21 protein-coding genes are annotated in these 25,356 nt (G+C 56.1%); 5 read left to right on the forward strand and 16 right to left on the reverse strand.

Annotated elements, in window-relative coordinates; genetic code table 11:
- Positions 1-154: 154 nt before the first annotated feature.
- Complete coding sequence (locus GM298_RS14040; protein ID WP_266154295.1) at positions 155-1,183, forward strand: Mal regulon transcriptional regulator MalI; 1,029 nt, start codon at positions 155-157, stop codon at positions 1,181-1,183.
- 125 nt (positions 1,184-1,308) lie between these two features.
- Here GM298_RS14040 and GM298_RS14045 read toward each other — a convergent pair whose 3' ends face one another.
- Positions 1,309-2,841, reverse strand: coding sequence for a YdgA family protein (locus GM298_RS14045; protein ID WP_266154296.1), 1,533 nt, complete (start codon positions 2,839-2,841; stop codon positions 1,309-1,311).
- A 99-nt stretch (positions 2,842-2,940) separates the two neighbouring features.
- Positions 2,941-4,116: a mannose-6-phosphate isomerase gene (gene manA / locus GM298_RS14050; RefSeq protein ID WP_266154297.1), complete on the reverse strand. Its 1,176-nt coding sequence runs from the start codon at positions 4,114-4,116 to the stop codon at positions 2,941-2,943.
- Positions 4,117-4,313: 197 nt separating this feature from the next.
- On the opposite strand from manA, the gene fumA reads away from it, so the two are divergent.
- A complete protein-coding gene (fumA, locus tag GM298_RS14055) occupies positions 4,314-5,960 on the forward strand; it encodes a class I fumarate hydratase FumA (protein WP_025758374.1) in 1,647 nt (548 codons plus the stop codon).
- 183 nt (positions 5,961-6,143) lie between these two features.
- On the forward strand, positions 6,144-7,538 hold the full coding sequence (gene fumC / locus GM298_RS14060) for a class II fumarate hydratase (protein WP_266154299.1): 1,395 nt from the start codon (positions 6,144-6,146) through the stop codon (positions 7,536-7,538).
- Here fumC and tus read toward each other — a convergent pair whose 3' ends face one another.
- From tus to ydgH, 7 genes are all read right to left on the reverse strand, one after another.
- Positions 7,539-8,468, reverse strand: coding sequence for a DNA replication terminus site-binding protein (gene tus, locus GM298_RS14065; protein ID WP_266154300.1), 930 nt, complete (start codon positions 8,466-8,468; stop codon positions 7,539-7,541).
- Between the two features lie 73 nt (positions 8,469-8,541).
- Positions 8,542-9,840, reverse strand: a complete 1,299-nt coding sequence (gene rstB, locus GM298_RS14070; RefSeq protein ID WP_025758378.1) for a two-component system sensor histidine kinase RstB — start codon at positions 9,838-9,840, stop codon at positions 8,542-8,544.
- A gap of 75 nt (positions 9,841-9,915) precedes the next feature.
- Positions 9,916-10,176 (reverse strand): hypothetical protein, encoded by a 261-nt coding sequence (locus tag GM298_RS14075; RefSeq protein WP_045284909.1) that lies wholly within the window; start codon positions 10,174-10,176, stop codon positions 9,916-9,918.
- A gap of 252 nt (positions 10,177-10,428) precedes the next feature.
- Positions 10,429-11,145 (reverse strand): two-component system response regulator RstA, encoded by a 717-nt coding sequence (gene rstA / locus GM298_RS14080; RefSeq protein ID WP_025758561.1) that lies wholly within the window; start codon positions 11,143-11,145, stop codon positions 10,429-10,431.
- Between the two features lie 94 nt (positions 11,146-11,239).
- Positions 11,240-11,962: a dihydromonapterin reductase gene (gene folM, locus GM298_RS14085; RefSeq protein ID WP_259564698.1), complete on the reverse strand. Its 723-nt coding sequence runs from the start codon at positions 11,960-11,962 to the stop codon at positions 11,240-11,242.
- A gap of 39 nt (positions 11,963-12,001) precedes the next feature.
- Complete coding sequence (locus GM298_RS14090) at positions 12,002-13,384, reverse strand: amino acid permease (protein ID WP_025758565.1); 1,383 nt, start codon at positions 13,382-13,384, stop codon at positions 12,002-12,004.
- A gap of 184 nt (positions 13,385-13,568) precedes the next feature.
- Positions 13,569-14,513, reverse strand: a complete 945-nt coding sequence (gene ydgH / locus GM298_RS14095; protein ID WP_025758566.1) for a DUF1471 family protein YdgH — start codon at positions 14,511-14,513, stop codon at positions 13,569-13,571.
- 535 nt (positions 14,514-15,048) lie between these two features.
- Between ydgH and pntA the strand changes: the two genes are divergently transcribed.
- Both pntA and pntB read left to right on the forward strand, forming a co-directional pair.
- Positions 15,049-16,578, forward strand: a complete 1,530-nt coding sequence (gene pntA / locus GM298_RS14100; protein ID WP_045284906.1) for a Re/Si-specific NAD(P)(+) transhydrogenase subunit alpha — start codon at positions 15,049-15,051, stop codon at positions 16,576-16,578.
- A gap of 10 nt (positions 16,579-16,588) precedes the next feature.
- Positions 16,589-17,977: a Re/Si-specific NAD(P)(+) transhydrogenase subunit beta gene (gene pntB / locus GM298_RS14105; RefSeq protein WP_025758569.1), complete on the forward strand. Its 1,389-nt coding sequence runs from the start codon at positions 16,589-16,591 to the stop codon at positions 17,975-17,977.
- A gap of 120 nt (positions 17,978-18,097) precedes the next feature.
- Here pntB and uspE read toward each other — a convergent pair whose 3' ends face one another.
- From uspE to GM298_RS14140, 7 genes are all read right to left on the reverse strand, one after another.
- Complete coding sequence (uspE, locus tag GM298_RS14110; protein WP_032640084.1) at positions 18,098-19,048, reverse strand: universal stress protein UspE; 951 nt, start codon at positions 19,046-19,048, stop codon at positions 18,098-18,100.
- 109 nt (positions 19,049-19,157) lie between these two features.
- The gene (locus tag GM298_RS14115) at positions 19,158-19,340 is read right to left on the reverse strand and encodes a hypothetical protein (protein WP_224752873.1); all 183 of its coding nucleotides are present in this window, start codon (positions 19,338-19,340) and stop codon (positions 19,158-19,160) included.
- A gap of 148 nt (positions 19,341-19,488) precedes the next feature.
- On the reverse strand, positions 19,489-20,241 hold the full coding sequence (gene fnr, locus GM298_RS14120; protein WP_006174991.1) for a fumarate/nitrate reduction transcriptional regulator Fnr: 753 nt from the start codon (positions 20,239-20,241) through the stop codon (positions 19,489-19,491).
- A gap of 183 nt (positions 20,242-20,424) precedes the next feature.
- Positions 20,425-20,940 carry a methylated-DNA--[protein]-cysteine S-methyltransferase gene (gene ogt, locus GM298_RS14125; RefSeq protein WP_025758573.1) on the reverse strand — a complete coding sequence of 172 codons (516 nt, stop codon included), beginning with the start codon at positions 20,938-20,940 and terminating at the stop codon, positions 20,425-20,427.
- Between the two features lie 10 nt (positions 20,941-20,950).
- Positions 20,951-22,477: a p-aminobenzoyl-glutamate transporter gene (abgT, locus tag GM298_RS14130; RefSeq protein WP_266154304.1), complete on the reverse strand. Its 1,527-nt coding sequence runs from the start codon at positions 22,475-22,477 to the stop codon at positions 20,951-20,953.
- A gap of 41 nt (positions 22,478-22,518) precedes the next feature.
- Positions 22,519-23,964, reverse strand: a complete 1,446-nt coding sequence (locus tag GM298_RS14135) for a M20 family metallopeptidase (protein ID WP_262783840.1) — start codon at positions 23,962-23,964, stop codon at positions 22,519-22,521.
- Positions 23,964-25,274 carry a M20 family metallo-hydrolase gene (locus tag GM298_RS14140; RefSeq protein WP_266154305.1) on the reverse strand — a complete coding sequence of 437 codons (1,311 nt, stop codon included), beginning with the start codon at positions 25,272-25,274 and terminating at the stop codon, positions 23,964-23,966. The genes GM298_RS14135 and GM298_RS14140 overlap by 1 nt, the downstream gene beginning before the upstream one ends.
- Between the last annotated feature and the right edge of the window lie 82 nt (positions 25,275-25,356).

The raw sequence follows: 25,356 nt of genomic DNA on the forward strand, positions 1-25,356 counted from the left end.
ATCAGTTTGCCTGCTTCAATGCTGCGAGAAGATAAAACGTTTTATCAAACTTTAGTGCGCTCTGTATCACATTCTCAGGCTTTGACTGGTAGTATAAAGATAACGTGTTGATAAAACGTTTTACCGATCTCATTTCAGGGAGTCACGCCGACATATGGCTGTAGCGAAAAAAATCACCATTAATGATGTCGCGCTGGCGGCGGGGGTTTCCGTCAGCACCGTTTCGCTGGTGCTGAGCGGAAAAGGACGTATCTCACCCGCAACCGGCCAGCGGGTTAACGAGGCGGTTGAGCAACTGGGCTTTGTGCGTAACCGCCAGGCATCGGCGCTGCGCGGCGGGCAGAGCGGGGTGATTGGCCTGATTGTCCGCGACCTGACGTCACCGTTCTATGCGGAGCTGACCGCAGGGCTAACGGAAGCCCTTGAAGCGCAGGGGCGAATGGTCTTTTTGCTACATGGCGGACGCGAGGCCGATCAGCTTCTCTCCCGTCTCGATATGCTGCTGACCCAGGGGGTGGACGGGGTGATCGTCGCCGGCGCGTCGGGCGTGGGCAGCGAGTTGTGCGAGCGTGCCGCCGAAAAAGGCGTGCCGCTGGTGTTTGCCTCCCGCGCCAGCTATCTCGACGAGGCCGACACGCTGCGCCCGGATAACATGCAGGCCGCGCAAATGTTGACCGAGCATCTGATTCTCCGCGGGCACCAGCGCATTGCCTGGCTGGGGGGCAAAAGCTCTTCCCTGACGCGGGCTGAGCGGGTAGGCGGCTACTGCGCAACGCTGATCAAGTATGGCCTGCCGTTCCACAGCGAATGGGTGGTGGAGTGTGAATCCAGCCAGAAGAAAGCGGCAGAAGCGATAGGTGCACTGCTGCGCAGCAGCCCGACGATCAGCGCCGTGATTTGCTATAACGACGTGATTGCCATGGGCGCCTGGTTTGGCCTGATCCGCGCCGGGCGTCAGAGCGGCGAGGGCGGAGTGGAAACGTTCTTCGGCCATCAGGTGGCGCTGGGGGCGTTCGCCGACGTCGGTGAAAACGCGCTCGACGATCTGCCGATCGTCTGGGCCACGACCCCAGCGCGGGAGATGGGCTACACCCTGGCGGACAGGATCATGCAGCGCATCGACAATACGGATGTCCAGGCCGGGCACCAGATTGTGGCGGCGCGGTTAGTGACGGTGAAATAGACACCTCGGCACATTGCCCGGCGGCGCTGCGCTTGCACGGGCCTACAACGGCCCGGAATCGTAGGCCGGGTAAGCGTCAGCGCCACCCGGCAATAAAAAACCCCTCGCATGAGGGGTTTTGACGTTTACTGCTGCGGCGCTGCTGGCTCGGCTGGCGCTGCGGGTTCAGCCGGTTCCGGCGCGCCCAGAGCAGGCATACCAAACATGCCGACAAAGTCATCCAGCGGCATTTTGTCGCCGTTGAGCGTCACCTGACCGTTGGCATACTGCAGGCTGGTGGAGATGGTGTTGTTATCCACCTTCGTGATGCGGAACATCTGGCCCATTGCCGCCAGACCTTTCACCTGCTGATTCGCCAGCTTGCCAGCGTCTTCATCGCCGTAGCCTTCCAGCTTCGCAATCTGGGTCATAAACTCGGTGGCCATATCCATCGGGATAGTCAGCTTGCTGTCGAGGGACTTCACGCTGCGATCCACTTCCTGTGCCAGCGTCTGAGGTTCGCCCGTGGCGGTTGCCGGATCTTTCAGGAACAGAGACAGGTTGAAGCTGGTTTCGCCTTTGCTGTTTTTCCAGCTCAGCGGCGCAACGGTGACCACCGGCTCGCCTTTCAGCAGGATTGGCAGGTTGTTGAACAGTACCGCCATAGCCTGCTGCTGGTACACCTCCGGGTTCTGCTGCAGCGCGGCATCGGTCAGCAGCGCCTGGCTCTCTTTGCTGTATTTCTGGCTAAACTCGTGCCACGCCTGCCCGTCGATATTGCCGATTTTCAGCGAAAACTTGCCGGTGCCCAGATCCTGATTCTGGACTTTCAGGCTCTTCAGCGTGTAATCCAGCTGGGTGTTGATGTTTTTGCCGTCTTTAGACACGTCGGATTTGCCGTCGATGTTCATGCCTTCCAGCACGGCCATCTCTTTACCTTCAATGGCAATCGCAATCTTGTCGACAGACAGTTTCTGATCGCCGATGCGCTCTTTAAAGTCGGTCATTCGGCTGTTGCCGTCGGCTTTCAGATTGTTAAAGGTGAGCTGAACTTTTTGGTTATATTCGTTTACGGCATCGACCAGGCCACTTTCCGCTTCCCCCGTCAGAGATAACACGTTCCCGTCGCGGTCAGTATCAACCTGGAAATTGCCGCCGCTAAAGGCAACTTTCTCATTCTCTTTCTCGTAGTTCAGCGCTTTAAGCGTGATATCAGAACGGGTATCACCGGAGTAGCTAATGCGGGTGTTAATATCGAAAGGTGATTCATTCTTCGCCAGATCAAACAGCGGTTTGGTCAGGTCGTTGTTCACCAGAACAGTGTGAACGGACGCCATCGACGGGATCAGGTTAAACGACTTTAACTGCGCCAGCGGGAATGGACCGTGGCTCACCACTTCATTCAGCACCACGCTCTGACCCGGCTTCAGCCAGCCGTTTTCATTACCGGCAACCGGCTTCACCACCAGCTGCATATGGCTGCTGAACACACCGCGCTGATAATTCTGGTAGCTCAGCTCTACGCCCGCTTCCGGTGCGCTGCCCTTAATTTCGCTGTTAGCCTGCGCCACCATCTCAGCCAGACGGCTTTCCAGCTGTTTCCCGGTATACCAGGAGGCACCCGTCCAGACCACGCCTAACGCTACAATCACTCCAACCGCTACGACCGATTTTTTCATTGCGACTATCCCTAAAATGAAACCAGGCGGTTGAAACCGCCCGGAGATATAAAGCCTGCCACTAGCTTAGCAAGAGTTGTTAAAAAATTCAGTAAGTGCCTATAGCTTATTAAAAACACGCGCCAGACGACCGGTGCCACTTACGCTTACCGGAGACTCATTCGCCGCAACAAACGCCGATTCACCCGGTTTCAGCACCAGACGCTCGCTATTTTTATGCAGAGTAGCTTCGCCCTCCACGCAGAAAAGGATCGCCGCGCTCTCCTGCGCGATGGTCGTTTCTGTCTGGCTCAGGTCATGCAGCGAGAAAGCAAAATCCTCAACCGGGATCGGGAAGTCCAGCTCTGCACCCTTTTTCACTGGCTGAGTCAGCAGCTCTGCGGCAGGTTTCGCCACGAACTTCACGTTAGCAACCAGTTCAGGGATGTCGATGTATTTCGGCGTCAGGCCCGCGCGCAGCACGTTGTCGGAGTTGGCCATCACTTCCAGCGCCACGCCCTGCAGGTAGGCGTGCGGGGTTTCCGCGAACAGGAACATTGCTTCGCCCGGGTTCAGCTTGACCACGTTCAGCAGCAGAGGAGAGAACAGGCCGCTGTCGTCCGGGTAGAACTCGGAAATCAGGCGAATGGTGTCCCACGGTTCACCTTGCTGTGTGGTCAGGGCTGCTTTCAGCACCGCCAGCGCGTGGGATTTCTCGTCACCCTGCATGTTAAGCAGGCTGGCAAACAGCTGGCTCAGGCCTTCAGCATTGGGGTTTTCGAGGAAGTGGGCGATCGCGTTATTGGCACCAGCGACCGGTTGCAGCAGGGAGATAATCTCTGAAAACTCGCGGAAGGCGTTCATCGCCAGGAACGGGGTCAGCGCGAACACCAGCTCCGGCTTATGGTTTGGATCTTTGTAGTTACGCTCGGCAGCGTCTAACGGAATACCGGCCGCATTCTCTTTCGCAAAGCCGATTTCAGAGGCTTTCTTGTTCGGGTGGACCTGGATGGAGAGCGGCTGGTCGGCGCACAGCACTTTAAACAGGAACGGCAGTTCGCCAAAGCGCTGAGCCACCTTGTCGCCCAGCAGCGCGGCTTTATCGGCATCAATGACGTCACGCAGGCTGTGCACCTGACCGCTGGTGTCTTCAATTTTTGAGCTGCTCTTCGGGTGCGCACCCATCCACAGTTCTGCCATCGGCAGGTTGTTTGGGTTCGCGATACCGTAGAGATCCGTTAACGCAGTTTTACTTCCCCAGGCGTAGTTTTGCACTGAGTTGATGAGTTTTTGCATTATCAAGCCCTGATTCAAATGTGGAATAAACTTCGGGTATTAAAGCAATAAACCACCGGGAAGTAACCTGTGGATGTAAAAAGTCGTACTAGTCTCAGTTTTTGTTAAAAAATTGTGTAGGATAAGCTGACTCGCTTTTAAGCGGGCAGCGGAACATCTGCCCAAATAATCAGACTGAAGCAGTAAGTGAGAGAACAATGTCGAACAAACCCTTCCATTATCAGGATCCTTTCCCGCTGAGTAAGGATCAGACCGAATACTATCTGTTAACCCGCGATCACGTCTCTGTCTCTGAGTTTGAAGGACAAGAGATCCTGAAGGTCGATCCGCAGGCGCTGACGCTGCTGGCGCAGCAGGCTTTTCACGACGCCTCGTTTATGCTCCGTCCTGCCCACCAGCAGCAGGTGGCCGATATCCTGAGCGATCCGGAGGCCAGCGAAAACGATAAATACGTTGCCCTGCAGTTCCTGCGTAACTCCGATATCGCGGCGAAAGGCATTCTGCCAACCTGCCAGGACACCGGCACGGCAATCATCGTTGGGAAAAAAGGCCAGCGCGTCTGGACCGGCGGCGGCGATGAGGCGGCGCTGGCGCACGGCGTTTACAACACCTACACCGAAGACAACCTGCGCTATTCGCAGAACGCGCCGCTGGACATGTACAAAGAGGTCAACACCGGCACCAACCTGCCTGCACAGATTGACCTCTACAGCGTGGACGGCGACGAGTACAAATTCCTCTGTATCGCCAAAGGCGGCGGTTCAGCTAACAAGACCTATCTCTACCAGGAAACCAAAGCGCTGCTCACCCCGGGCAAGCTGAAGAATTATCTGGTGGAAAAAATGCGCACCCTCGGCACCGCGGCGTGCCCGCCGTACCATATCGCGTTTGTGATTGGCGGTACGTCGGCCGAAAGCACGCTGAAAACCGTGAAGCTGGCCTCGACCAAATACTATGACGGCCTGCCGACAGAAGGTAACGAGCACGGCCAGGCGTTCCGCGACGTTCAGCTTGAACAGGAGCTGCTGGAAGAGGCGCGCAATCTGGGCCTCGGTGCGCAGTTTGGCGGTAAATACTTCGCCCACGACGTGCGCGTGATCCGTCTGCCGCGTCACGGTGCATCCTGTCCGGTCGGGATGGGTGTCTCCTGCTCCGCGGATCGTAACATCAAGGCGAAGATCAACCGTGAAGGCGTGTGGATCGAAAAACTGGAAAACAACCCGGGTAAATACATCCCGGAAGAACTGCGTAAAGCGGGTGAGGGCGAAGCGGTTCGCGTTGATCTGAACCGTCCGATGAAAGAGATCCTGGCGCAGCTTTCACAGTATCCGGTCTCGACCCGTCTCTCCCTCAACGGCACCATTATCGTGGGCCGCGACATCGCACACGCGAAGCTGAAAGAGCGTCTGGACAACGGCGAAGGGCTGCCTCAGTACATTAAAGATCACCCGATCTACTACGCGGGTCCGGCGAAAACGCCTGAGGGCTATGCTTCTGGCTCGTTAGGCCCCACCACGGCCGGGCGTATGGACTCGTACGTTGACCAGCTGCAGGCTAACGGCGGCAGCATGATTATGCTGGCAAAAGGCAACCGTAGTCAGCAGGTGACGGACGCGTGCCACAAGCATGGCGGCTTCTACCTCGGCAGCATCGGTGGCCCGGCTGCGGTGCTGGCGCAGGGCAGCATCAAGAGTCTGGAGTGTGTGGAATACCCGGAACTGGGTATGGAAGCTATCTGGAAAATCGAAGTGGAAGACTTCCCGGCGTTTATCCTCGTGGATGACAAAGGCAACGACTTCTTCAAACAGATCCAGTCCTCTCAGTGTTCGGCCTGTGTGAAGTAATTCTGTAAATTGCCGGGTGGCGGCTATGCCTTACCCGGCCTACGTGTCTGGTAGGTCGGGTAAGCGTCAGCGCCACCCGACACCAAAAAGAGCGCACAAAGCGCCATAACGTTTCTCAGAAGTCATCAATACTTATCCCTTAAGCATGTGAGCAATCCCTCTTTTGTTATCAAGGAGAAAGTAATGACAACGGTACGCCGTGAGAAAGATTCTATGGGCACCATTGAGGTTCCGGCCGACAAGCTATGGGGCGCGCAAACCCAGCGTTCGCTGGAGCATTTCCGTATTTCGACCGAGAAAATGCCCGTCTCGCTGATTCAGGCGCTGGCTCTCACCAAACGGGCCGCCGCGAAAGTTAACCAGGATTTAGGCCTGCTGGCGGCCGACAAAGCCACCGCCATCATGAATGCCGCCGACGAAGTGCTGGCGGGCAAGCACCCCGACGAATTCCCCCTTGCCATCTGGCAGACCGGTTCCGGCACGCAAAGCAATATGAACATGAACGAAGTGCTGGCAAACCGGGCCAGTGAACTGCTGGGCGGCGTGCGTGGCATGGAGCGTAAGGTTCATCCAAACGATGACGTCAACAAAAGCCAAAGTTCTAATGACGTCTTCCCCACGGCGATGCACGTGGCGGCGGTGATTGCTCTTCGCGAACAGCTTATCCCGCAGCTCAACGTCCTCAAGTCCACGCTTAATGACAAGGCGCAGGCCTTCCGCGATATCGTTAAAATTGGCCGTACGCACCTGCAGGACGCCACGCCGCTGACGCTCGGCCAGGAGATTTCCGGCTGGGTGGCGATGCTGGAACACAATCTGAAGCATATTGAGAACAGCCTGCCGCATCTGTCGGAGCTGGCGCTCGGCGGCACGGCGGTGGGGACCGGGTTAAATACCCATCCGGAGTACGCGGTGCGCGTGGCGAAGGAGCTTGCTGCCATTACCGGTCAGCCGTTTGTCACGGCGCCCAATAAGTTCGAAGCGCTGGCGACCTGCGATGCGCTGGTTCACACCCACGGAGCCCTGAAAGGGCTGGCTGCCTCGCTGATGAAAATTGCCAACGACGTGCGCTGGCTGGCCTCAGGCCCGCGCTGCGGCATTGGTGAAATCAGCATTCCGGAAAACGAGCCGGGCAGTTCTATCATGCCGGGTAAAGTGAACCCGACCCAGTGCGAAGCCATGACCATGCTCTGCTGTCAGGTGATGGGCAACGACGTGGCCGTCAACATGGGCGGTGCATCCGGCAACTTCGAGCTGAACGTCTTTCGCCCGATGGTGATCCACAACGTTCTGCAATCGATTCGTCTGCTGGCGGATGGGATGGAGAGCTTTAACGAGCACTGCGCGGTGGGCATTGAGCCAAACCGCGAGCGCATCAGCCAGCTATTGAATGAGTCTCTGATGCTGGTGACGGCACTTAATACCCATATCGGCTACGACAAGGCCGCCGAGATCGCCAAAAAAGCGCATAAGGAGGGGCTGACGCTGAAAGCCTCCGCCCTGGCGCTGGGCTATCTGACGGAGGCGGAATTTGACGCCTGGGTACGCCCGGAAGCGATGGTCGGCAGTCTGAAATAATCATTCCGCCACATACAGGTGCAACCGCGGAATAATCAGCTGAAGCGGTTGCGCCTGGGGTCTGTAACGGTGCTGGACATTTTCAGCATCGTAATTCAGCAGCTCACCAATGTCCGGCACGATGGCACCCTGATCGGCATCATAAAGCGCAATCAAAGGCGTCGGGCAGGCATACTGCACCTGTTTTTGCTGACCGGAATACCAGACGCGGGCGATAGGCTGAACTTTCACCGGGCGCTTGATCTTGAGGCGCGTCTTTGCCGGTAGCGACGCGATGCTGTGATATTCCTGCTCCAGGCGCTCAATCCACTGCTCGCGCGACCACGGTGCGACGGTGCGTGGCGTCTTCAGACTTTTTTCCAGCTGGGCCAGAATTTCATCCCGGGTGAAATTCTTAATGATGTGCTTATTCGCCCAGCCGAAACGCAGCGTGGCGGGGTGACGCAGTACCGTCAGGGTGCGGTAGGCATTAAGGGTTATCAGGCCCGGAAGCTGGCGGTGCACCCACTCAAACCGGGCGGCAGGGGCCAGGCCCGACTCTTCGGTGATGATTTTTTCAAAGGTCGCTTTCAGGGTGTTGATGTGGGCAATCTGGGTTTCCAGCGCTTCACGCGCTGGGGCATCGGTTTGCAGGCAGATCACACCCGGCAGACGCACGGCCGCCTTACTGCTGCGCTGTTCTGACTGCTGCTGGATAAAGAGATGGCGGTAGTGCTTCATCGCCAGCTCACAGGCGGCGTTACCGAGGTGCTGTTTCACCTCGATGGTATCCAGCGGATCGTGCTCGGCCCCTTTGGCCACATCGGGCAGGGTAAAGACGCGCGCGGCCAGCAGACGGCAGGCCTGCAAACGTTCTGTCAGGATCAGTAGCTCGTGTTCTATTTCGCGAAAGGTGCTGTTCAGCCTTTCGATGAGATCGTAGGATGCCATAAACACTCTCATTAGTTACAACATACTTATCATATAGCACAGCACGCCGGGTCAGGCCAGCGTGCGGTTTAGGTCAGGCAGGAACGGGAAGGGCGATGTTATGGTACACGGGCCAGCTAAAGCAGAAGCGCGCGCCGCCGAGTTCGCTCTCCTCGCAATGCACGGTGCCGCCCATGGCCTGGGCGATAGAGTAAACAATCGCCAGCCCCAGACCACATCCACCGGTGGCGCGATCGCGGCTGGGGTCTAAACGTACAAACGGTTCAAACACGGTTTCGCGTGCTTCCGGGGCAATTCCCGGGCCGTCATCCTCAACCGTCAGGCTGGCCAGATTGCCCTGCACATCCAGGCCAATCTGGAGCGTACTTTCGCTGTAGCGCAGGGCGTTGTTGATCAGATTGTCCAGCACGCGTTCCATCAGGCGCATATCGAGCGCGCCGTAATCACCCGGCGTGACGCGCGTGCGCAGCGTGCGCTGCGGGTTCACGCTCTGGACATCATCAATGTGGGTTTGCAGCCAGTCAGGCAGGTCCGGCGTGCTGAGGTTGAGTTCGTTCTGCGGGCGGTCGAGGCGCGCGTAAGTAAGCAGCTCCTCAATCAGCGCTTCAAGCTGACCAATATCGCGGTTAAGCGCCTGAGACTCTGATTCCGTCAGATTCTCGCTCATCTCCAGACGGTAGCGCAGGCGAACCAGCGGCGTACGCAGCTCGTGCGCAATCCCGTCAATCAATTGCTTCTTGCTGGCGATAAGGGCATTGATATTATCGGCCATCTGGTTGAAGGCCACGCCCAGTCGTTCAAAGCTGGAACCGCTGTCGAAGTGGATACGCTCGGTAAAATGCCCCTCGCCAAAACGCTGCGCGGCGGATTCGAGTTTCAGCATGTCCTGCCAGTGTGGGCGCATCCAGATAAAGACCGGAAACGCCAGTGAAATGGCAATAAAGGCCATCAGCGCCATGTCCAGCAGACGCATCTGGTGCAGATAATAGAGATAGGGCACCGGCCCGACGGCCAGCACGTAGTGGCTGCGAGGAATACGCTGGATAAAGGTATATTTCTCATCCAGCGCGACGATATCGCCCTCGCGCAGACGCTGCATGGCGGGCGGATCGAGTTCGAAATCTTTCAACGGCTCGATGCGTAAATCGAACGACAGATTCAGATCCAGCTCTTTCAGGGTTTTCGCCCAGTCGTGTGGCGGGATCTCTCTCAGCTCGCTGCGCATCAGATAGAGCGAGCTTTTCATCAGGTCATCCAGCGACTGTCTGCCCGCACGTTCGGCGGTAAACTTATAAACCAGTCCGACCAGCATGGTCATCACGAGGAAGCAGACAAACAGTAAAAGATAAAACTGCACAAACAGCTTTTTCATTGGATCTCACCGCAAAAACGCTATGTGCAGAATATACATGAAAACCCTTCAGGTTTTTCATGTCTGTCTAGCGTGTTAAATGGCTTTCGCGCTGTTTTTTACCTTGGCGATGAGTTTTTCTGTCATGGCCAGGCCTTCCGCAATGTGCATATCAATCACATCAGTCCCGAATTCGTGAATAAGATCCAGGAGTATTTCATATGACTGGATCAGTTCCAGCAGGTCAAAGAGCGCTTTTTGATCGGTGCGTGAGGGGGAGGCGTGGTTAAGGGTAGCCTGATTCACAATCCACTCAAGATTGGTTTTGATGGCTTCTACCTGATTGTAGCTATACATAATTCATGGTCTTAAATCCTCATTTCAAGATTTTATGGGAGAGATGTCGTGAAAGCTTCACGGCGAAAATGAGTAAAACGGTCGCCGGTGCGGGGCGAGCTGAAGAGAAGAGAGATGAGAAGGTAATTATGGAATAGTTCGCGGGCTTAGCAAGTTAATTGTTGCGCAAACGGGGGAATAAACGCGCGAAAGAAAGGCGAACGTCGTGTAATGCCTTCATTTCGCGCAGAATATCTTGTACGGATAAGACGATCAGGTTTCCCAGGCGTGGGGGGCAAACAGGTAGCCCTTGTTACGCACGGTTTTGATGCGGTAGGGCTCGGTGGCATTATCTTGCAGTTTCTTGCGCAGTCGCGAAATCGCAACGTCCACGCTGCGGTCCATTCCGTCATAGCTTACTCCCCGCAGGTTTTTCAGCAGCGCGTCACGGTCCATGATCTGCCCGGCATGGGTTGCCAGCTCCCACAGCAGGTCAAAGTCTGCGGTAGAGAGGGCTATAAGTTCCCCGGACAGCAACACCTGACGGTTAATCGGATCAATCGACAGCGTACCAAACCGCATGGCTTTATGCGGTGTCAGAGACGGCGCCGGTGCTTCGCGTTCGATGCTGGCGTGCTGGCGTAAATGGAGGCGCAGGCGGGCAAGCAGGACGGCAGGCGGTGTGGTTTTCAGAATGTAGTCATTGGCCCCCATCTCCAGCGACAGAATATGGTTCATATCGCTGTCCAGAGAGGTGAGAAGTACGATAGGGCCGTCCCAGCGGGCGCGCAGGTCACGGCAGAGCGTCATGCCGTCCTTTCCTGGCAACATGATATCCAGCAACACCAGATCGGGGTTTTCACGGACCACCACCTCTTCGGCACAATCGCCGCGAGGCTCAACAATGACGTCCATATCATGTTTACCCAGATAGGCGGCAATCAGTTGCCCGACTTCGGGTTCGTCTTCAACATAAACAATCTTATTCATACAACGTCTGTTTTCGTGAAAAAAGCCAACATACACCGCGGAACCTTAACCTTCCATTAATCTTTCAACATTAACGCCGGTTCCGATATTTTCACTAGCGCAGCGGCCGGCCGCCGTCCACGGCAAAGGTTCTGCCGGTGACATAGCAACTGGTGAGCAGGTAATCCACCAGGTCGATCACCTCTTTTTCGCCCGGCGCAATTTTCATGAGCGACTTATTCAGCGCCTGCTGACGGTACTCTGCATCATCGTTTTCGTTGAACAAAATCATCGCCGGGGCGATGGCGTTGACCTTCACTTCCGGGGCGAGTTTACGGGCAAACGAGCGCGTCATGTTATCCAGTGCGGCTTTACTGGCCGCATAGGCGATGTGCTTGTCGCTTCCACGCTCTACCACATAATCGGTGAAGTGAATGATATCGCCCGCAGCATGTCCATGCCCGCGCAGCAGATCCTGTAGCGCATGGTTAAGCAGATAAGGCGCGTTGACGTGGATTTGCAGCATGGCGGAGAGCGTTGCGCTGAGTGATGTGCCGGACTTTTCGGCCTGCCATGCGCTGGCGTTATGGATAATCGCACGCAGAGCCGTGGTGGTGGATTTCACCTTTTCCGCAAAGGCCAGAATGCCGTCATCGGTTGAAAAATCAGCCTGAATGCAGACCGCTCCTGCTTTGCGCAGTCCTTCAATTGACGGATATTCGGTACGGTAGCTGACAATGACCGGCTGGCGAAGGTTAAGAAAATGATGGGCGAGGGCGAGGCCGATTCGACGGCCTCCACCGGTGATCAGTATTGGACGAAGCTGTGCATTTCCCATCGTATTCTCCTTTGCAGTTCAACAATGGGAAAGGCGATGCTATCCCATCAACATCCAGGTTGCCGGTACGGCAGCAACCAGTAACAGTCCAATTAATGCCATTTCACGGCGTTTCAGCGCATTCTCCAGCTGATGCGTGTGGCGGGCGTAGATAAACACCAGCAGCCCCGGCGCGTACAACACCACCGACAGCAGCAGATGCATAGGCCCGGAAGCATACAACAACCACAGGCCGTAAATACAGGCTCCGACACCCACGACATAATGCACCGGGCGTGTGGCAATTTTTAACAAATAGGCGCCCACTAAGAAATAGGGTACCAGAATCATTTCCGAGGCGATGGTCAACAGGGTGTTATAGTCTGAACCTGTGAGCCAGATCAGAACAAGGCAGACCTGAACGCTGATGTTGGTCAGCCACAGTGACGCGGCAGGCGCATTGTTTTTGTTCTGACGCGCAAACAGGCGAGGAAATGCTTTGTGCGTAGAGGCCAGGAATGGCACTTCCGCCGCCATGATGGTCCAGCTCAGGTAAGCCCCGCAGACGGAGATAATCAGGCCCGCAGCAATCACCACATCGCCCCAGGGACCGAGCATTTTCACCATCAGTCCGGCCATTGACGGATTACGCATTTCGGCCAGCTCAGGACGCGCCACCACGCCCAGCGACAGCAGCGTGACCAGCAGATACACCCCCAGCGCCGCCAGCACGGCCAGCAGCGTGGCACGGCCAACGTCACGTTTATTGCGGGCACGGGCTGACACCACGACCGCGCCTTCAACCCCGATAAACACCCACAGGGTGATCAGCATCGTATTTTTCACCTGCTCCCAGACCGGGACGCCAAGCGCCATGCCGCTGAAATCGAGCGTAAACACGTCGAGACGAAACGCGATAAAGGCCAAAACGATAAACAGGCCAAGCGGAACCAGCTTCGCGAGGGTCGCGACCAGGTTAATGCTGGCGGCGGTTTGTACGCCACGCAGCACCAGCCAGTGGACGAACCACAGCAACACCGAGGCGCCGACAATAGACTGCCAGGTATTGCCGTCGCCAAAGAGGCGTAGCGCTGGGGTATCGGTAAAGAAACTGAGCGCCGAAAAGACAATAACCAGATAAGAGACATTGGCGATAACTGCACACAGCCAGTATCCCCACGCGGAACAGAAGCCAATCAGCTCGCCGAAACCTTCACGGGCATAGGTGAAAATCCCGCCGTCCAGATCGGGGCGAATGCGGGTGAGCAGCAGCATAGCGAAGGCCAGCAGCATTATTCCAACGCCCGTAATGCCCCAGCCAATGAGCAGTGCGGCAGGGCTTGCGACGGCCGCCATGTTTTGCGGCAAACTGAATACGCCCGCACCCAGCATCGAGCTTAAAACGAGTGCAGTCAGAGCACTCAGGCCAAGTTTCTTTTCCATTGGCTTCCTGTTATGAAAGGTCCAAATCCAGAATAATTATTTCGCACAGGCGCATAAAAATGGTGGATCACACTAAGGCGCGGGATTTTACGGAGTGTAACGAAAGCATGCAATGACGTGTGGCAGAAATTCAAAAAAAGTAACAAAAAAGGCGGCATTGCGCCGCCTTTCGTAAATGGTTTTGTTACTTGTACAGATCGGCGCTGATGGTCACGTTGTTACCACGTTCCTGCCACTGGCGGGTGATATGGTAGTACTTCGCCCCTTTCTTCGCCGCACGCTTCGCGACCTGATAAGAGACTTCCGTCATGTTGCCGTAGTTGCCGGTAAACTTGATGCTGTCGAACGGCACCATCTGCGCAGCAGTGGCTTTGTTCAGCTCTTCAATTTTGGTGCCGTCTGGCAGCGTCACGGAATAACGGCCACCTTTTGTGGATTGCGTTTCAAAGAAACGGCCCACTTCAGCACTGGGTGCAGCAGAGGTTGCTACGCCAGGGATTTCAACTTTCTTCGCTTCTTCGCCGCCTTTCGCCAGCGCTGCGCGACCCGCTTCTGAATCAGCCGGGATCGCATCCGGGCTTTGCAGAACACGTTTTTTCGCATCTTCTTTATAGATGAATGCGGTAATACGCTGGTTGCCGCCCTGGTTGGCATCGACCTGACGCACGATGTAGAAAGAGTATGCACCTTTCGCTTTCGCGGCTTTGGTGATGGCATCGTTCACTTCAGGCTGGCTGCGGTAGAAGCCCTGAACGGTAACCGTGTCGTAAGGTTCCAGCTCAATCGCCTGATCTTTCGGCAACTCAACGACACCGTTGATCACGCGGTTTTTTGGTGCGTCAGCTTTTGGCGCATTGTCTTTGTACAGCGCAATGGTCACACGCTGGTTACCGCTGTTGCCATAGTCAGACTGGTCAACAACGTAAAACGAGGCCGCCCCGTTTTTATCAGCGGCTTTTGATGCAGCGGCGACGGCATCGCCAATAGAATTATAACGACCCACAATGACCGTATGGTCAAAAGGTTTTAACGCTGCCGCTTGCTCCGGCGTTAACTCTGTTGCGGCATTCGCAGACAGGGCGGTCCCACAAAGAAGTGCGGACGCCAGGAGTGTGTTCTTAAGCTTCATAAAAATAATCCTTCGCCTTGCGCAAACCATGTACTGGTATTGTTGTTAATTTGAGACGGTCCCGATTATTGCATTTAAAACCTGTCGCTGTCTGCGCCATTTTTCACAGCCTGTGCTCACTGAATCACCGAATTCGATAACATTTAGTGATATGTTGAAAAAACAGGCGTTTGACAAGTAAAACTGATAAAGCTTATGACTTTTACAAGTTAATTTAATGTTAATAAGTTGTTCTCTTATGGCGCTATATCATGTTTTTACCGCTTCGCTTGCGCGATTTATCGGTTCCGGCGAAGAATTTAAGGTAAATATCACTGTCAGTGACGCCGATCGCTTATTTTTCACAGATAAAGTAAGAAATAGTGTTTTCTGGCGGTAGATCACGGGCGCTATTTTCAGTAGGTTATAGACAGTTTGTTACTGTTTTATTTTCCGGGGTTAATCATCTCGCGTCGCGCGTGCGTTGGCGAAAATTGATACAAACCGCGGTCATTTATCGATAAACCATCATCAAAAACCGATGGAAGGGAAAACTATGCGTATTGGGGTACCAAAAGAACGGTTAGCCAATGAAACCCGCGTAGCGGCAACACCGAAAACGGTGGAGCAACTGCTGAAACTGGGTTTTACCGTCGCGGTTGAAAGCGGCGCAGGCAAACTGGCGAGTTTCGATGACGACGCTTTTATCCAGGCTGGTGCGGAGGTGGTCGACGGTGCTGACGTCTGGCAGTCGCCGGTTATTCTGAAGGTCAACGCACCGGAAGAGAGTGAGATTGCACTGTTGAATCCAGGGACGACGCTGGTGAGCTTTATCTGGCCTGCGCAAAATCCTGAACTGATGGAGAAGCTGGCGGCCCGTGGCGTGACGGTGATGGCGATGGACTCCGTGCCGCGTATTTCGCGTGCGCAGTCGCTGGATGCCTTAAGCTCCATGGCAAACATTGCCGGTTACCGCGCTATTGTGGAAGCCGCCCACGAATTTGGTCGCTTCTTTACCGGTCAAATCACCGCTGCGGGTAAAGTCCCGCCGGCAAAAGTCATGGTGATTGGCGCGGGCGTGGCGGGTCTTGCCGCCATCGGTGCGGCAAACAGTCTGGGCGCTATCGTACGCGCATTTGACACCCGTCCTGAAGTGAAGGAACAGGTCCAGAGTATGGGCGCCGAATTCCTTGAGCTGGACTTTAAGGAAGAAGCGGGGAGCGGTGATGGTTACGCGAAGGTGATGTCCGAAGCCTTTATCAAAGCCGAAATGGCACTCTTCGCCGCGCAGGCGAAAGATGTCGATATTATTGTTACCACCGCGCTGATTCCGGGTAAACCGGCACCAAAGCTGATCACCCGTGAAATGGTGGATTCCATGAAGCCGGGCAGCGTCATTGTCGACCTGGCCGCGCAAAACGGCGGTAACTGTGAATATACCGTACCGAATCAGGTGACCACGACCGCTAACGGCGTGAAGGTGATCGGTTATACCGACCTGCCAGGCCGCCTGCCAACCCAGTCTTCTCAGCTGTACGGTACTAACCTCGTCAACCTGCTGAAGCTGCTCTGTAAAGAGAAAGACGGCAACATCGCCATTGATTTTGACGATGTGGTGGTGCGCGGCGTCACCGTGGTCCGTGAAGGTGAAATCACCTGGCCTGCGCCACCGATTCAGGTCTCGGCCCAGCCTCAGGCAGCGCCAAAAGCGGCGCCTGAGCCTAAAGAGCCTGCCAAACCTGCGTCACCGTGGCGCAAATACGCGCTCATGGCGCTGGCGATTATTCTGTTCGGCTGGCTGGCTGACGTTGCCCCGAAAGAGTTCCTCGGCCACTTTACCGTCTTCGCGCTCTCCTGTGTCGTAGGGTACTACGTGGTGTGGAACGTCTCCCATGCGCTGCATACGCCGCTGATGTCGGTGACCAACGCCATTTCCGGGATCATCGTGGTGGGGGCATTACTGCAGATTGGTCACGGCGGCTGGATCAGCTTCCTGAGCTTTATCGCAGTGCTGATCGCCAGTATCAATATTTTCGGTGGTTTCACCGTGACTCAGCGCATGCTGAAAATGTTTCGTAAAGGCTAAGGGGTAGCATATGTCTGGAGGATTAGTGACAGCCGCATACATTGTTGCTGCAATCCTGTTTATTTTCAGTCTGGCGGGGCTTTCCAAACACGAAACGTCTCAGCAGGGAAATAACTTTGGTATCGCCGGGATGGCGATTGCGCTGATTGCCACCATCTTCGGGCCGGATACCGGCAACGTGGCGTGGATCCTGGTGGCGATGATCATCGGTGGGGCGATTGGTATTCGTCTGGCGAAACGCGTTGAAATGACCGAGATGCCGGAGCTGGTTGCGATTCTTCACAGCTTCGTGGGCCTGGCTGCGGTGCTGGTGGGCTTCAACAGCTACCTGTACCACACGCCGGGTCTGGAACCGATTCTGGTGAACATCCACCTGACGGAAGTGTTCCTCGGTATCTTCATCGGTGCGGTCACCTTCACCGGCTCCATTGTCGCCTTCGGCAAACTGCGCGGGAAGATCTCCTCAAAACCGCTGATGCTGCCAAACCGTCATAAGCTGAATCTGGCGGCGCTGGTGGTCTCGTTTGTGCTGCTGGTGGTCTTCGTGCGTACCGAAAGCGTGGGCCTGCAGGTACTGGCGTTACTGGTGATGACGATCATTGCGCTGGCGTTTGGCTGGCACCTGGTGGCCTCCATTGGTGGTGCGGATATGCCAGTGGTGGTCTCCATGCTGAACTCCTACTCCGGTTGGGCAGCGGCGGCAGCGGGTTTCATGCTGAGCAACGACCTGCTGATTGTTACCGGTGCGCTGGTAGGTTCTTCGGGTGCGATTCTGTCTTACATCATGTGTAAGGCGATGAACCGTTCGTTCATCAGCGTTATCGCCGGGGGTTTTGGTTCCGACGGCTCTTCAACCGGCGCTGACGAAGAAGTGGGTGAGCACCGTGAGATCAGCGCGGAAGATACCGCCGAGATGCTGAAAAACTCGCACTCGGTCATCATTACCCCGGGCTACGGCATGGCAGTGGCGCAGGCGCAGTATCCGGTTGCCGAGATCACTGAGAAGCTGCGCGCGCGCGGCATCAAGGTTCGCTTTGGTATTCACCCGGTGGCAGGGCGTCTGCCAGGCCACATGAACGTGCTGCTGGCGGAAGCGAAAGTGCCTTACGATATCGTGCTGGAGATGGACGAGATCAACGATGATTTCTCGGACACCGATACCGTGCTGGTCATTGGCGCTAACGACACCGTTAACCCGGCAGCGCAGGACGATCCTCGTAGCCCAATCGCCGGGATGCCGGTTCTGGAAGTGTGGAAGGCGCAGAACGTTATTGTGTTTAAACGCTCCATGAATACTGGTTATGCCGGGGTGCAGAACCCGCTGTTCTTCAAAGAGAACACCCACATGCTGTTTGGCGATGCCAAAGCCAGTGTGGATGCGATTTTGAAAGCGTTGTAAGTTGCGTTGAAACGAAAAAACCGCCGAATTCGGCGGTTTTTTTATTGCCGGGTGGCGCTGACGCTTACCCGGCCTACGGTTTTGTAGGCCCGGAAAGCCTGCGCCGCCGGGCGTTAGGGGTTAATCGTCTTCCGGATCGTCCAGCTCAACCGGCGTCTGGTACTCATCCGGCTTGATCACCAGCAGGTCACAGCGCAGATGATCGATTACCTGTTCAGCGGTATTGCCGAGGAACGCGGCAGAGATCCCGGTTCGTCCAATGGTGCCCAGCACCACAATCCCGGCCTGCAGATGTTCGGCTAAATCCGGGATCACCTCTTCAGGCAAGCCTTTCTCCACGTGGGTCATTTTTTCATCAATGCTGAATTTCTGGCGCAGCGCTTTCATTGCGAGCAGGTGCTGGCCACGGATCGCGTCGTTGTACACGCTCGGGTCAAATTCAGGCAGCTCAATGGCGATATTGATCGGGGTAACCGGGTAGGCTCCCACCAGATGCACTTCGGTGTGGTTAACCTGGTCAGCCAGCTGGATGGTCTCCTTGACCAGCTTTTCGTTCAGCGAATTGTGATAATCCTCTTCGCTGGCGAGATTCACTGCCACAACGGCTTTCCCGCCTTCAGGCCACGGCTGGTCTTTCACCATCCAGACCGGGCAAGGGCATTTACGCAGCAGATGCCAGTCGGTTGGTGTGAAGATCACGGATTCCAGCTTGTCATGTTGATGCGCCATCTTCAGCAGCAGGTCGTGTCCACCGGCAACGACTTCCTGGATGATGGCTTCGAAAGGCCGGTTATGCCACACCACTTTAATATCAATGGGCACACCCGCTTCCAGGTAATATTTAGCCTGTTCGCGGATCCACGCGGTACGCTGGCTGATCACGCCCTGACGCATCGCGGTGCGCTCGTCAGGCGACAGAAGGGTGGTCATCTCATACGAGAAGTCATAGATCGGCAAAAACGCTTTGATTTTGCCACCAATCCGTTGATGTAAATACACAGCACGTCGTAATGCCGGCTGATCGTCCTGATTCGGATCGATAGCTACCAGCATGTTTTGATACTTTGCCATACAGGTCTCCTTACTACTGTCACCACAGTCTGTAATTAAAAGAGTAACCTATATATCCTGAATGAAACAGAGGGGAAGTTTTGCCAGATCAATAATTCATGAAAATTTATCAGAGGAAAAGCACCGTCGCGGTGACTGCGATAAACGCAATAAACAGCAGTACCATCACCACTATCGCAAACGTCGTGGAATCCTGAACATAGGTTTTTTCTTCCCCCTTCATTGGGCCGACAAGCATGATCCAGATGAAGATAAAGGTCACTGAGGCGATCACGACTGAAACGAAAAACAAACTTTCTCTCAATTCATAACCTCAACGAGAACCTTCCAGGTTACTGTGTGGTGACGTACTGCGGTGAAACTGTCAGTGAACGGACGTGTTACAGGCCAGACCCATAAATCATGGAAATTTAGGGGTCTGGCAGGTTATCTGCGGGGCGTTATGCCACGTTGCGGGCATGCCCGGCAAGAACGGCCAGCGCTTCACCGTTTTCGATGGTGATGTATTTACCTTTAACGGCCAGCATTCCGCTTTTCTGGAAACGGCCCAGCAGACGGCTAATGGTTTCCACGGTCAGGCCCAGGTAGTTACCGATATCGCCACGGGTCATGGTCAGACGGAATTCACGCGGAGAGAAACCACGCTCGGCAAAGCGGCGGGAGAGGTTATAGATAAACGCCGCCAGACGCTCTTCTGCATTCTTTTTGGAAAGCAGCAGGATCATGTCCTGATCGCCTTTGATCTCACCGCTCATCAGACGCATCATCTGCTGACGCAGGTTAGGCATCTTGCCGGACAGGTCGTCCAGGGTTTCAAACGGGATCTCGCAAACCATTGAGGTTTCAAGGGCCTGAGCAAAGCTCGGATGGTGACCCGTGCCAATGGCATCAAAGCCCACCAGGTCGCCTGCCAGATGGAAGCCGGTGATCTGCTCGTCACCCTGTTCGGTGATGGTGTAGCTCTTGATGGTGCCAGAACGGATAGCATAGAGCGATTTCAGTTCGTCTCCGGCTTTAAACAGCGTCTGCCCTTTCTGAATCGGCTTTTTACGCTCGATGATATTATCAAGCTGATCAAGTTCGTGTTCATTCAGGGTAAACGGGATACAGAGCTGGCTGATGCTGCAATCCTGGCAATGGATAGCACAACCGCCAGACTGAATGCGTCGTATAATTCGCTTTTCCGGGATCATAGGTTTGCTCAAGCCTTAATTGATATTGGTCAATTTTAACATCTTTTTGGTAAGTACGTAAGCCTGACAAACCCTCAATAAGGACAAGAGACGGCATCATGTCGCCATCTTCTTGAAATTCCACAGCTTGATTATGGATTTTTAGCCTAACCGGAAGAAAATTAAGCACAAAAAGCCTGGGAATTACAGCAAGAGATACCCTTCGTGACGCAGTAACCACTCTTTTCGCTGCACCCCGCCGGCATAGCCGGTGAGGGTACCGTTGCGGCCAATCACGCGATGGCAGGGCACCACAATGCTGACCGGGTTAGCGCCATTCGCGGCCCCCACTGCGCGTGCGGCCCCGGCGCGACCGAGTTGCTCCGCGAGCTGCCCATAATGCATGACCTGTCCGCAGGGAATAGCCCGCAGCGCCTGCCACACTTCGCGCTGGAAAGGCGTGCCGGCCGTGGCAGTTGGCAGGCTGTCAATGATGCTGAGATCGCCTTCGAAGTACGCTGTAAGCTTGTCGCTCAGTCCGCCCGGATTGGTGGCGCGGATACGTTCATACCCCTGTACGCGGTAGTGGATATCGAGCAGTTCTTCCATGCGGTCGCTGTGCTCTTCCCACTCAACCGCGCGCAGACAACCCTGCTCGTCGGCGATCACCCACAGCGGCCCAAGCGGCGTCGCAATCTTATCTTCGAGTAATCTCAGCATCTTCATTCCTTTAGTTCAGCCTCGGGTAGATCCCCGGTCCAATCGGCAGGCCGACAAGATACCACGCCACTAACATCACCAGCCATACCCCTAAAAAGATAAGCGGATAGGGTAAAACCAGCGAATAGTAGGTACCCAGTTTCGCCTCGGGTTTATAGCGCTGCAGGAAGCCTAAAAACAGCGGAACAAATGGCGAAACCGGCGCAAGGGGAATGACTGAGGAGTCTGCGATGCGGAACAGGATTTGCGCGAAGGCCGGGTGGAACCCAAGCATCATAAACATCGGTACGAAGATCGGCGCCAGAATCGACCAGATGGCGGAGCCGCTGGCGATAAACATGCACAGCAGCGACGAGAGCAGCGCCAGACCGACAAACGCCGGTACGCCGCTTAGCCCGGCAGCTTCCAGCGCGTCGGTCAGGCCAACGGCCATAAACTTGCCCATGTTGCTCCAGTTAAACATGGCCACAAACTGCGCCAGCGGGAACACCATCACGATAAAGCCAGCCATCTCTTTCATCGGCTCGATCATCAGCTGCGGCAGATCGCCCTGGCGGCGGATTCTGCCAGTGGCGATACCGTAGGCGAGCGATACGACAAAGAAAAACAGGATAATCAACGGCACAATGCCCTGAATAAACGGCGAGGGCAGGACGGTATGTTTAACGGGATCGCGCAATATCCCGTTTTCCGGCACCACCATCAACGCCACCAGCGCGATAAAGGCCAGCGAGACAACGCCCGCCACGCGCAGGCCGAAGCGCTGTTCTTTACTCAGTGTCTCCAGTTTTTCATCGCTACGGCCTTCCCATTTCCCCAGGCGCGGCTCAATGATTTTATCGGTAATCAGCCCGCCGACAATCGTCAGGACAATGACCGAGCTTGCCATAAAGTACCAGTTGTCGATCACGCTGACGTGCATGGCCGCATCGAGGGTTTTCGCCGCCTCGGTACTGATGCCGGACAGCAGAACATCGGTAGTCACAATCAGCAAATTGGCGGTAAAACCGCATCCGACGCCGGCAATCGCCGACAGCAGTCCTGCCACCGGGTGACGCCCGACGGCGAGGAAGATCAGCGCCCCCATCGGCGGCATGATCACCAGCGCGGCGTCGGAAGAGATATGGCTGAAGAAGGCGATAAACAGCACCATGTAGCTGGCGTAACGCGCGCTGACGTGAGAGGCCATTTTCACCATCAGAGCCGGTAACAGGCCCACGCGCTCCGCGAGCCCGGCCCCCAGCACCAGTGCCAGAATGGCACCCAGCGGAGCGAAGCCGCTGAAGTTTTTAATCACATTGGGTAAAAACCAGTGCAACCCCTCAATGCTCAGCAGATTTTTCACCGCCACCAGGCTGCCGTCGGCCGGGCTGCGCACGCTAACGTCAAAGGCGGAGAGCACGGCGGTGGCAACCATCAATATCACAATCAGATAGATAAAAAGCAGGAAAGGGTGTGGCACTTTATTGCCGATCCTTTCAACCCAGCCATAGAGCTTACCGGATGGGGAATGCGAAGGTATGGATGACATACTCATGGGCGTTCCTCGGGAGTGTTGTGTTGTTGTGTTGTGTTTTTTTATTTTAAAGGTGACGGTGTCACGCCCGGTGGGATCGGACACACGTACGGTTTTTCTTGTTTGTGTTGTTCAAACTCTTCACGGCATTTTTTCAGCAGCGCTGCATCCTGCAGCAGATTCAGCGCGGTTGCGCCCATCACTTTCCCGGCCAGCAGCATCCCTTTGTGAGCAATCGAGGTTCGTCCCTGCGCCACCAGCTGCCAGGTGTGCAGCGGCGTGCCGACGGTAAAGCAGGGGCTGAAGCACTGGGCAACCGGCATTTTCCAGCTGACGTCACCCACGTCGGTTGAACCCGCCAGCACGTTATCGGTGACGGCATAAGGCGCGACTTCATCCACCAGCAGCGTCGCCTGATGACGACGGGCAAAGGCTTTACCCGCTTCGCCACCCGTGGCGGCAATATTTTTCAGGCTGTTTTGCAGATCGTTGGGCGTCAGCGTGGCGCGGATCTCGCGGGCAAAGGCGTGTTCTTCCTCCGTCCAGTCCGGCGTGCCGTAGTGCTGCAGGGCGCGATACATCGCCGCCTCAAGCGTGCGGTTTGGCAGGTAACTGGAGCAGGCTTTATCAAAGCGGCACTCGACGGTGGTTTCGGTCATCAGCGCCGCGCCCTGGGCGATTTTTTCGATACGTTCGTAGATTTGCTGTGCATCGGCCATCTCCGGGGCGCGGATCAGGTACAGCACTTCGGCCTGCGCCTGCACCACGTTAGGCGAAATCCCGCCGGTATCGGTAATGGCGTAATGGACGCGCGCTTTCTCAATAATGTGTTCGTTGAGGAAGTTGGTGCCGGTAGTCATCAGCGTCACCGCATCCAGCGCGCTGCGCCCCAGATGCGGAGAGTTGGCCGCATGTGCCGCCACCCCCTTAAAACGCCAGGCGGCCTGAATATTGGCCAGCGTGCTGACGTTAAACATCCCGGCAAAGGCCTCCGGGTGCCAGGTTACGGCGGCATCGACGTCGTCAAACAGCCCTTCGCGCACCATAAAGGTTTTCCCGGAGCCGCCTTCCTCACCGGGACAGCCGTAAAAACGCACTGTCCCGCCGCCGCCGTGCTGCTCCAGCCAGCTTTTTACCGCGACCGCCGCGGCAAGGGCTGCGGTGCCCAGCAGGTTATGCCCGCAGCCGTGGCCGTTAGCCCCCGGCGTGGCGGATTGTGGGGTCGCACAGTGTGCCTGCTGGCTTAACCCGGCCAGCGCATCGTATTCACCCAGCAGGGCGATAACCGGTTTTCCGCTGCCGAAGCTGGCAATAAAGGCGTTGGGAATGCCGCCCGCCTCGCGCGTGAGGGTGAAACCTTCGGCTTCCAGCGCGCTGGCGAGCCGTTCGGCGGACCAGAACTCTTCAAAGCGGGTTTCAGGATGATCCCAGATCGCGTCGGCGATGTCAGTTAACGTGCGACATCGCGTGTCGATCGCATCGGCAATAAAAGCGTAGTTGTCCTGCATTACACACCTCGCGTCCACGGGAAATTGAGCGCCGTCCGCGCCAGCGTTTCGATGGCGACCGTCATGACCTGCTCATCGAAGTCGAATTTTTCATTGTGATGTCCGGCGCTCAACTCCGTGCCAAACACCATATAGGACGCCATGCCGCCGTTTTGCTGCACGCGGGCCATCATCAGCGTGGCATCTTCGGAGCCTGCTGGCGCTTTGACCTTGTCGATAGCGTGAACCACCCCCGGAACCTGGCTGGCCTGTTCGCGCAGATAATCAACCCAGGCGGGTGTCGGCGAGCTGGCGGTGGCAGCACCCATCAGGCGCATCTCTGCCTTAACGCCGTAGAGCGCCGCCGCGCCGGTAATGACCGCCTGCGCCCGTTCAAAGACATACTGGTTAATCGCTTCGTTTTCGCCGCGCGTTTCAACCTTTATCAGGGCATTGGCGGGCACCACGTTGCGCCCGCTGCCTGCCTGCATCACCCCGACGTTCACCCGGGATGCGCCTTCGCTGTGTGGGGCGATGCTGTGTAACGCGATGGCGGCCTGCGCGGCGGCGAGCAGGGCATTACGCCCGTCCTCCGGTTTACCGCCGGCGTGTGCGGCCACGCCGGTAAAGTTCACGTCGAATTTGGTGGTCGCCATAAAATTATCGCTGCCGCAGATCACCGTCCCGGCAGGCACGCCGGTGCCAATATGGATGGCGGTGAAATAGTCCACGTCATCCAGCGCTCCGGCGGCCACCATGGCACGCGCGCCGCGCGTCCCTTCTTCGGCAGGCTGGAAGATCAGCTTGAGGGTGCCGCTGAGCTGCGCGTCATTCTGCTTAAGTACCTGCGCCAGCCCCAGACCAATCGTAGTGTGGCCGTCGTGTGCGCAGGCGTGCATTATCCCGGGATTGCAGGAGGCAAACCCGTCGCGGAACGGGCGGTGGCTTTGATCGTGTGCTTCGCTTAAATCCAGGGCATCCATGTCCACGCGAAATGCCAGGGTTGGGCCCGGGCGGCCGGTATTCAGGGTCGCGACAATCCCGGTAAACCCGCCCTCAAACGGCGCCAGCCATTTCTCCGGCGCGCCCTGCGCACGGGCGCGGGCAAATTCTCGCGCCAGGGTGGCCTCATCGGGCAGGCCCATTCGGCTTTCGGCATCCACCACGTCGCGACCCATCGCCAGCTCATAACCCAGCGAGTCCAGGGTTTCTGCGACCTTCGCCGCGGTACGAAACTCCACCCAGCCGGATTCAGCAAACTGGTGAAAATCGCGACGCCATGCGCTCAGCTGCGGGGTTAGGGTCTGGATGTACTGCGTCAGTGTGTCCATGTCTGTTCCTGTCATCATTAAAATATGTGAACTGCTTCACGCTGTGATAGTTTTTACTTATCACTAACCGTTTTTTCACAGT

Origin of the sequence: Enterobacter sp. HSTU-ASh6 (assembly GCF_026319105.1) — a bacterium.
Classification (GTDB): domain Bacteria; phylum Pseudomonadota; class Gammaproteobacteria; order Enterobacterales; family Enterobacteriaceae; genus Enterobacter; species Enterobacter sichuanensis.

Coding starts and splice junctions, on each gene's coding strand:
- tus (WP_266154300.1), bottom strand. CDS start 8,468: ATGGCATCCTACGATCTCATCGAAAGGCTGAACAGCACCTTTCGCGAA.
- fnr (WP_006174991.1), bottom strand. CDS start 20,241: ATGATCCCGGAAAAGCGAATTATACGACGCATTCAGTCTGGCGGTTGT.
- GM298_RS14075 (WP_045284909.1), bottom strand. CDS start 10,176: ATGTATAGCTACAATCAGGTAGAAGCCATCAAAACCAATCTTGAGTGG.
- GM298_RS14040 (WP_266154295.1), top strand. CDS start 155: ATGGCTGTAGCGAAAAAAATCACCATTAATGATGTCGCGCTGGCGGCG.
- uspE (WP_032640084.1), bottom strand. CDS start 19,048: ATGGCAAAGTATCAAAACATGCTGGTAGCTATCGATCCGAATCAGGAC.
- ogt (WP_025758573.1), bottom strand. CDS start 20,940: ATGCTGAGATTACTCGAAGATAAGATTGCGACGCCGCTTGGGCCGCTG.
- GM298_RS14140 (WP_266154305.1), bottom strand. CDS start 25,274: ATGGACACACTGACGCAGTACATCCAGACCCTAACCCCGCAGCTGAGC.
- pntB (WP_025758569.1), top strand. CDS start 16,589: ATGTCTGGAGGATTAGTGACAGCCGCATACATTGTTGCTGCAATCCTG.
- fumA (WP_025758374.1), top strand. CDS start 4,314: ATGTCGAACAAACCCTTCCATTATCAGGATCCTTTCCCGCTGAGTAAG.
- manA (WP_266154297.1), bottom strand. CDS start 4,116: ATGCAAAAACTCATCAACTCAGTGCAAAACTACGCCTGGGGAAGTAAA.
- GM298_RS14135 (WP_262783840.1), bottom strand. CDS start 23,964: ATGCAGGACAACTACGCTTTTATTGCCGATGCGATCGACACGCGATGT.
- ydgH (WP_025758566.1), bottom strand. CDS start 14,513: ATGAAGCTTAAGAACACACTCCTGGCGTCCGCACTTCTTTGTGGGACC.
- GM298_RS14045 (WP_266154296.1), bottom strand. CDS start 2,841: ATGAAAAAATCGGTCGTAGCGGTTGGAGTGATTGTAGCGTTAGGCGTG.
- rstB (WP_025758378.1), bottom strand. CDS start 9,840: ATGAAAAAGCTGTTTGTGCAGTTTTATCTTTTACTGTTTGTCTGCTTC.
- rstA (WP_025758561.1), bottom strand. CDS start 11,145: ATGAATAAGATTGTTTATGTTGAAGACGAACCCGAAGTCGGGCAACTG.
- GM298_RS14090 (WP_025758565.1), bottom strand. CDS start 13,384: ATGGAAAAGAAACTTGGCCTGAGTGCTCTGACTGCACTCGTTTTAAGC.
- pntA (WP_045284906.1), top strand. CDS start 15,049: ATGCGTATTGGGGTACCAAAAGAACGGTTAGCCAATGAAACCCGCGTA.
- abgT (WP_266154304.1), bottom strand. CDS start 22,477: ATGAGTATGTCATCCATACCTTCGCATTCCCCATCCGGTAAGCTCTAT.
- folM (WP_259564698.1), bottom strand. CDS start 11,962: ATGGGAAATGCACAGCTTCGTCCAATACTGATCACCGGTGGAGGCCGT.
- fumC (WP_266154299.1), top strand. CDS start 6,144: ATGACAACGGTACGCCGTGAGAAAGATTCTATGGGCACCATTGAGGTT.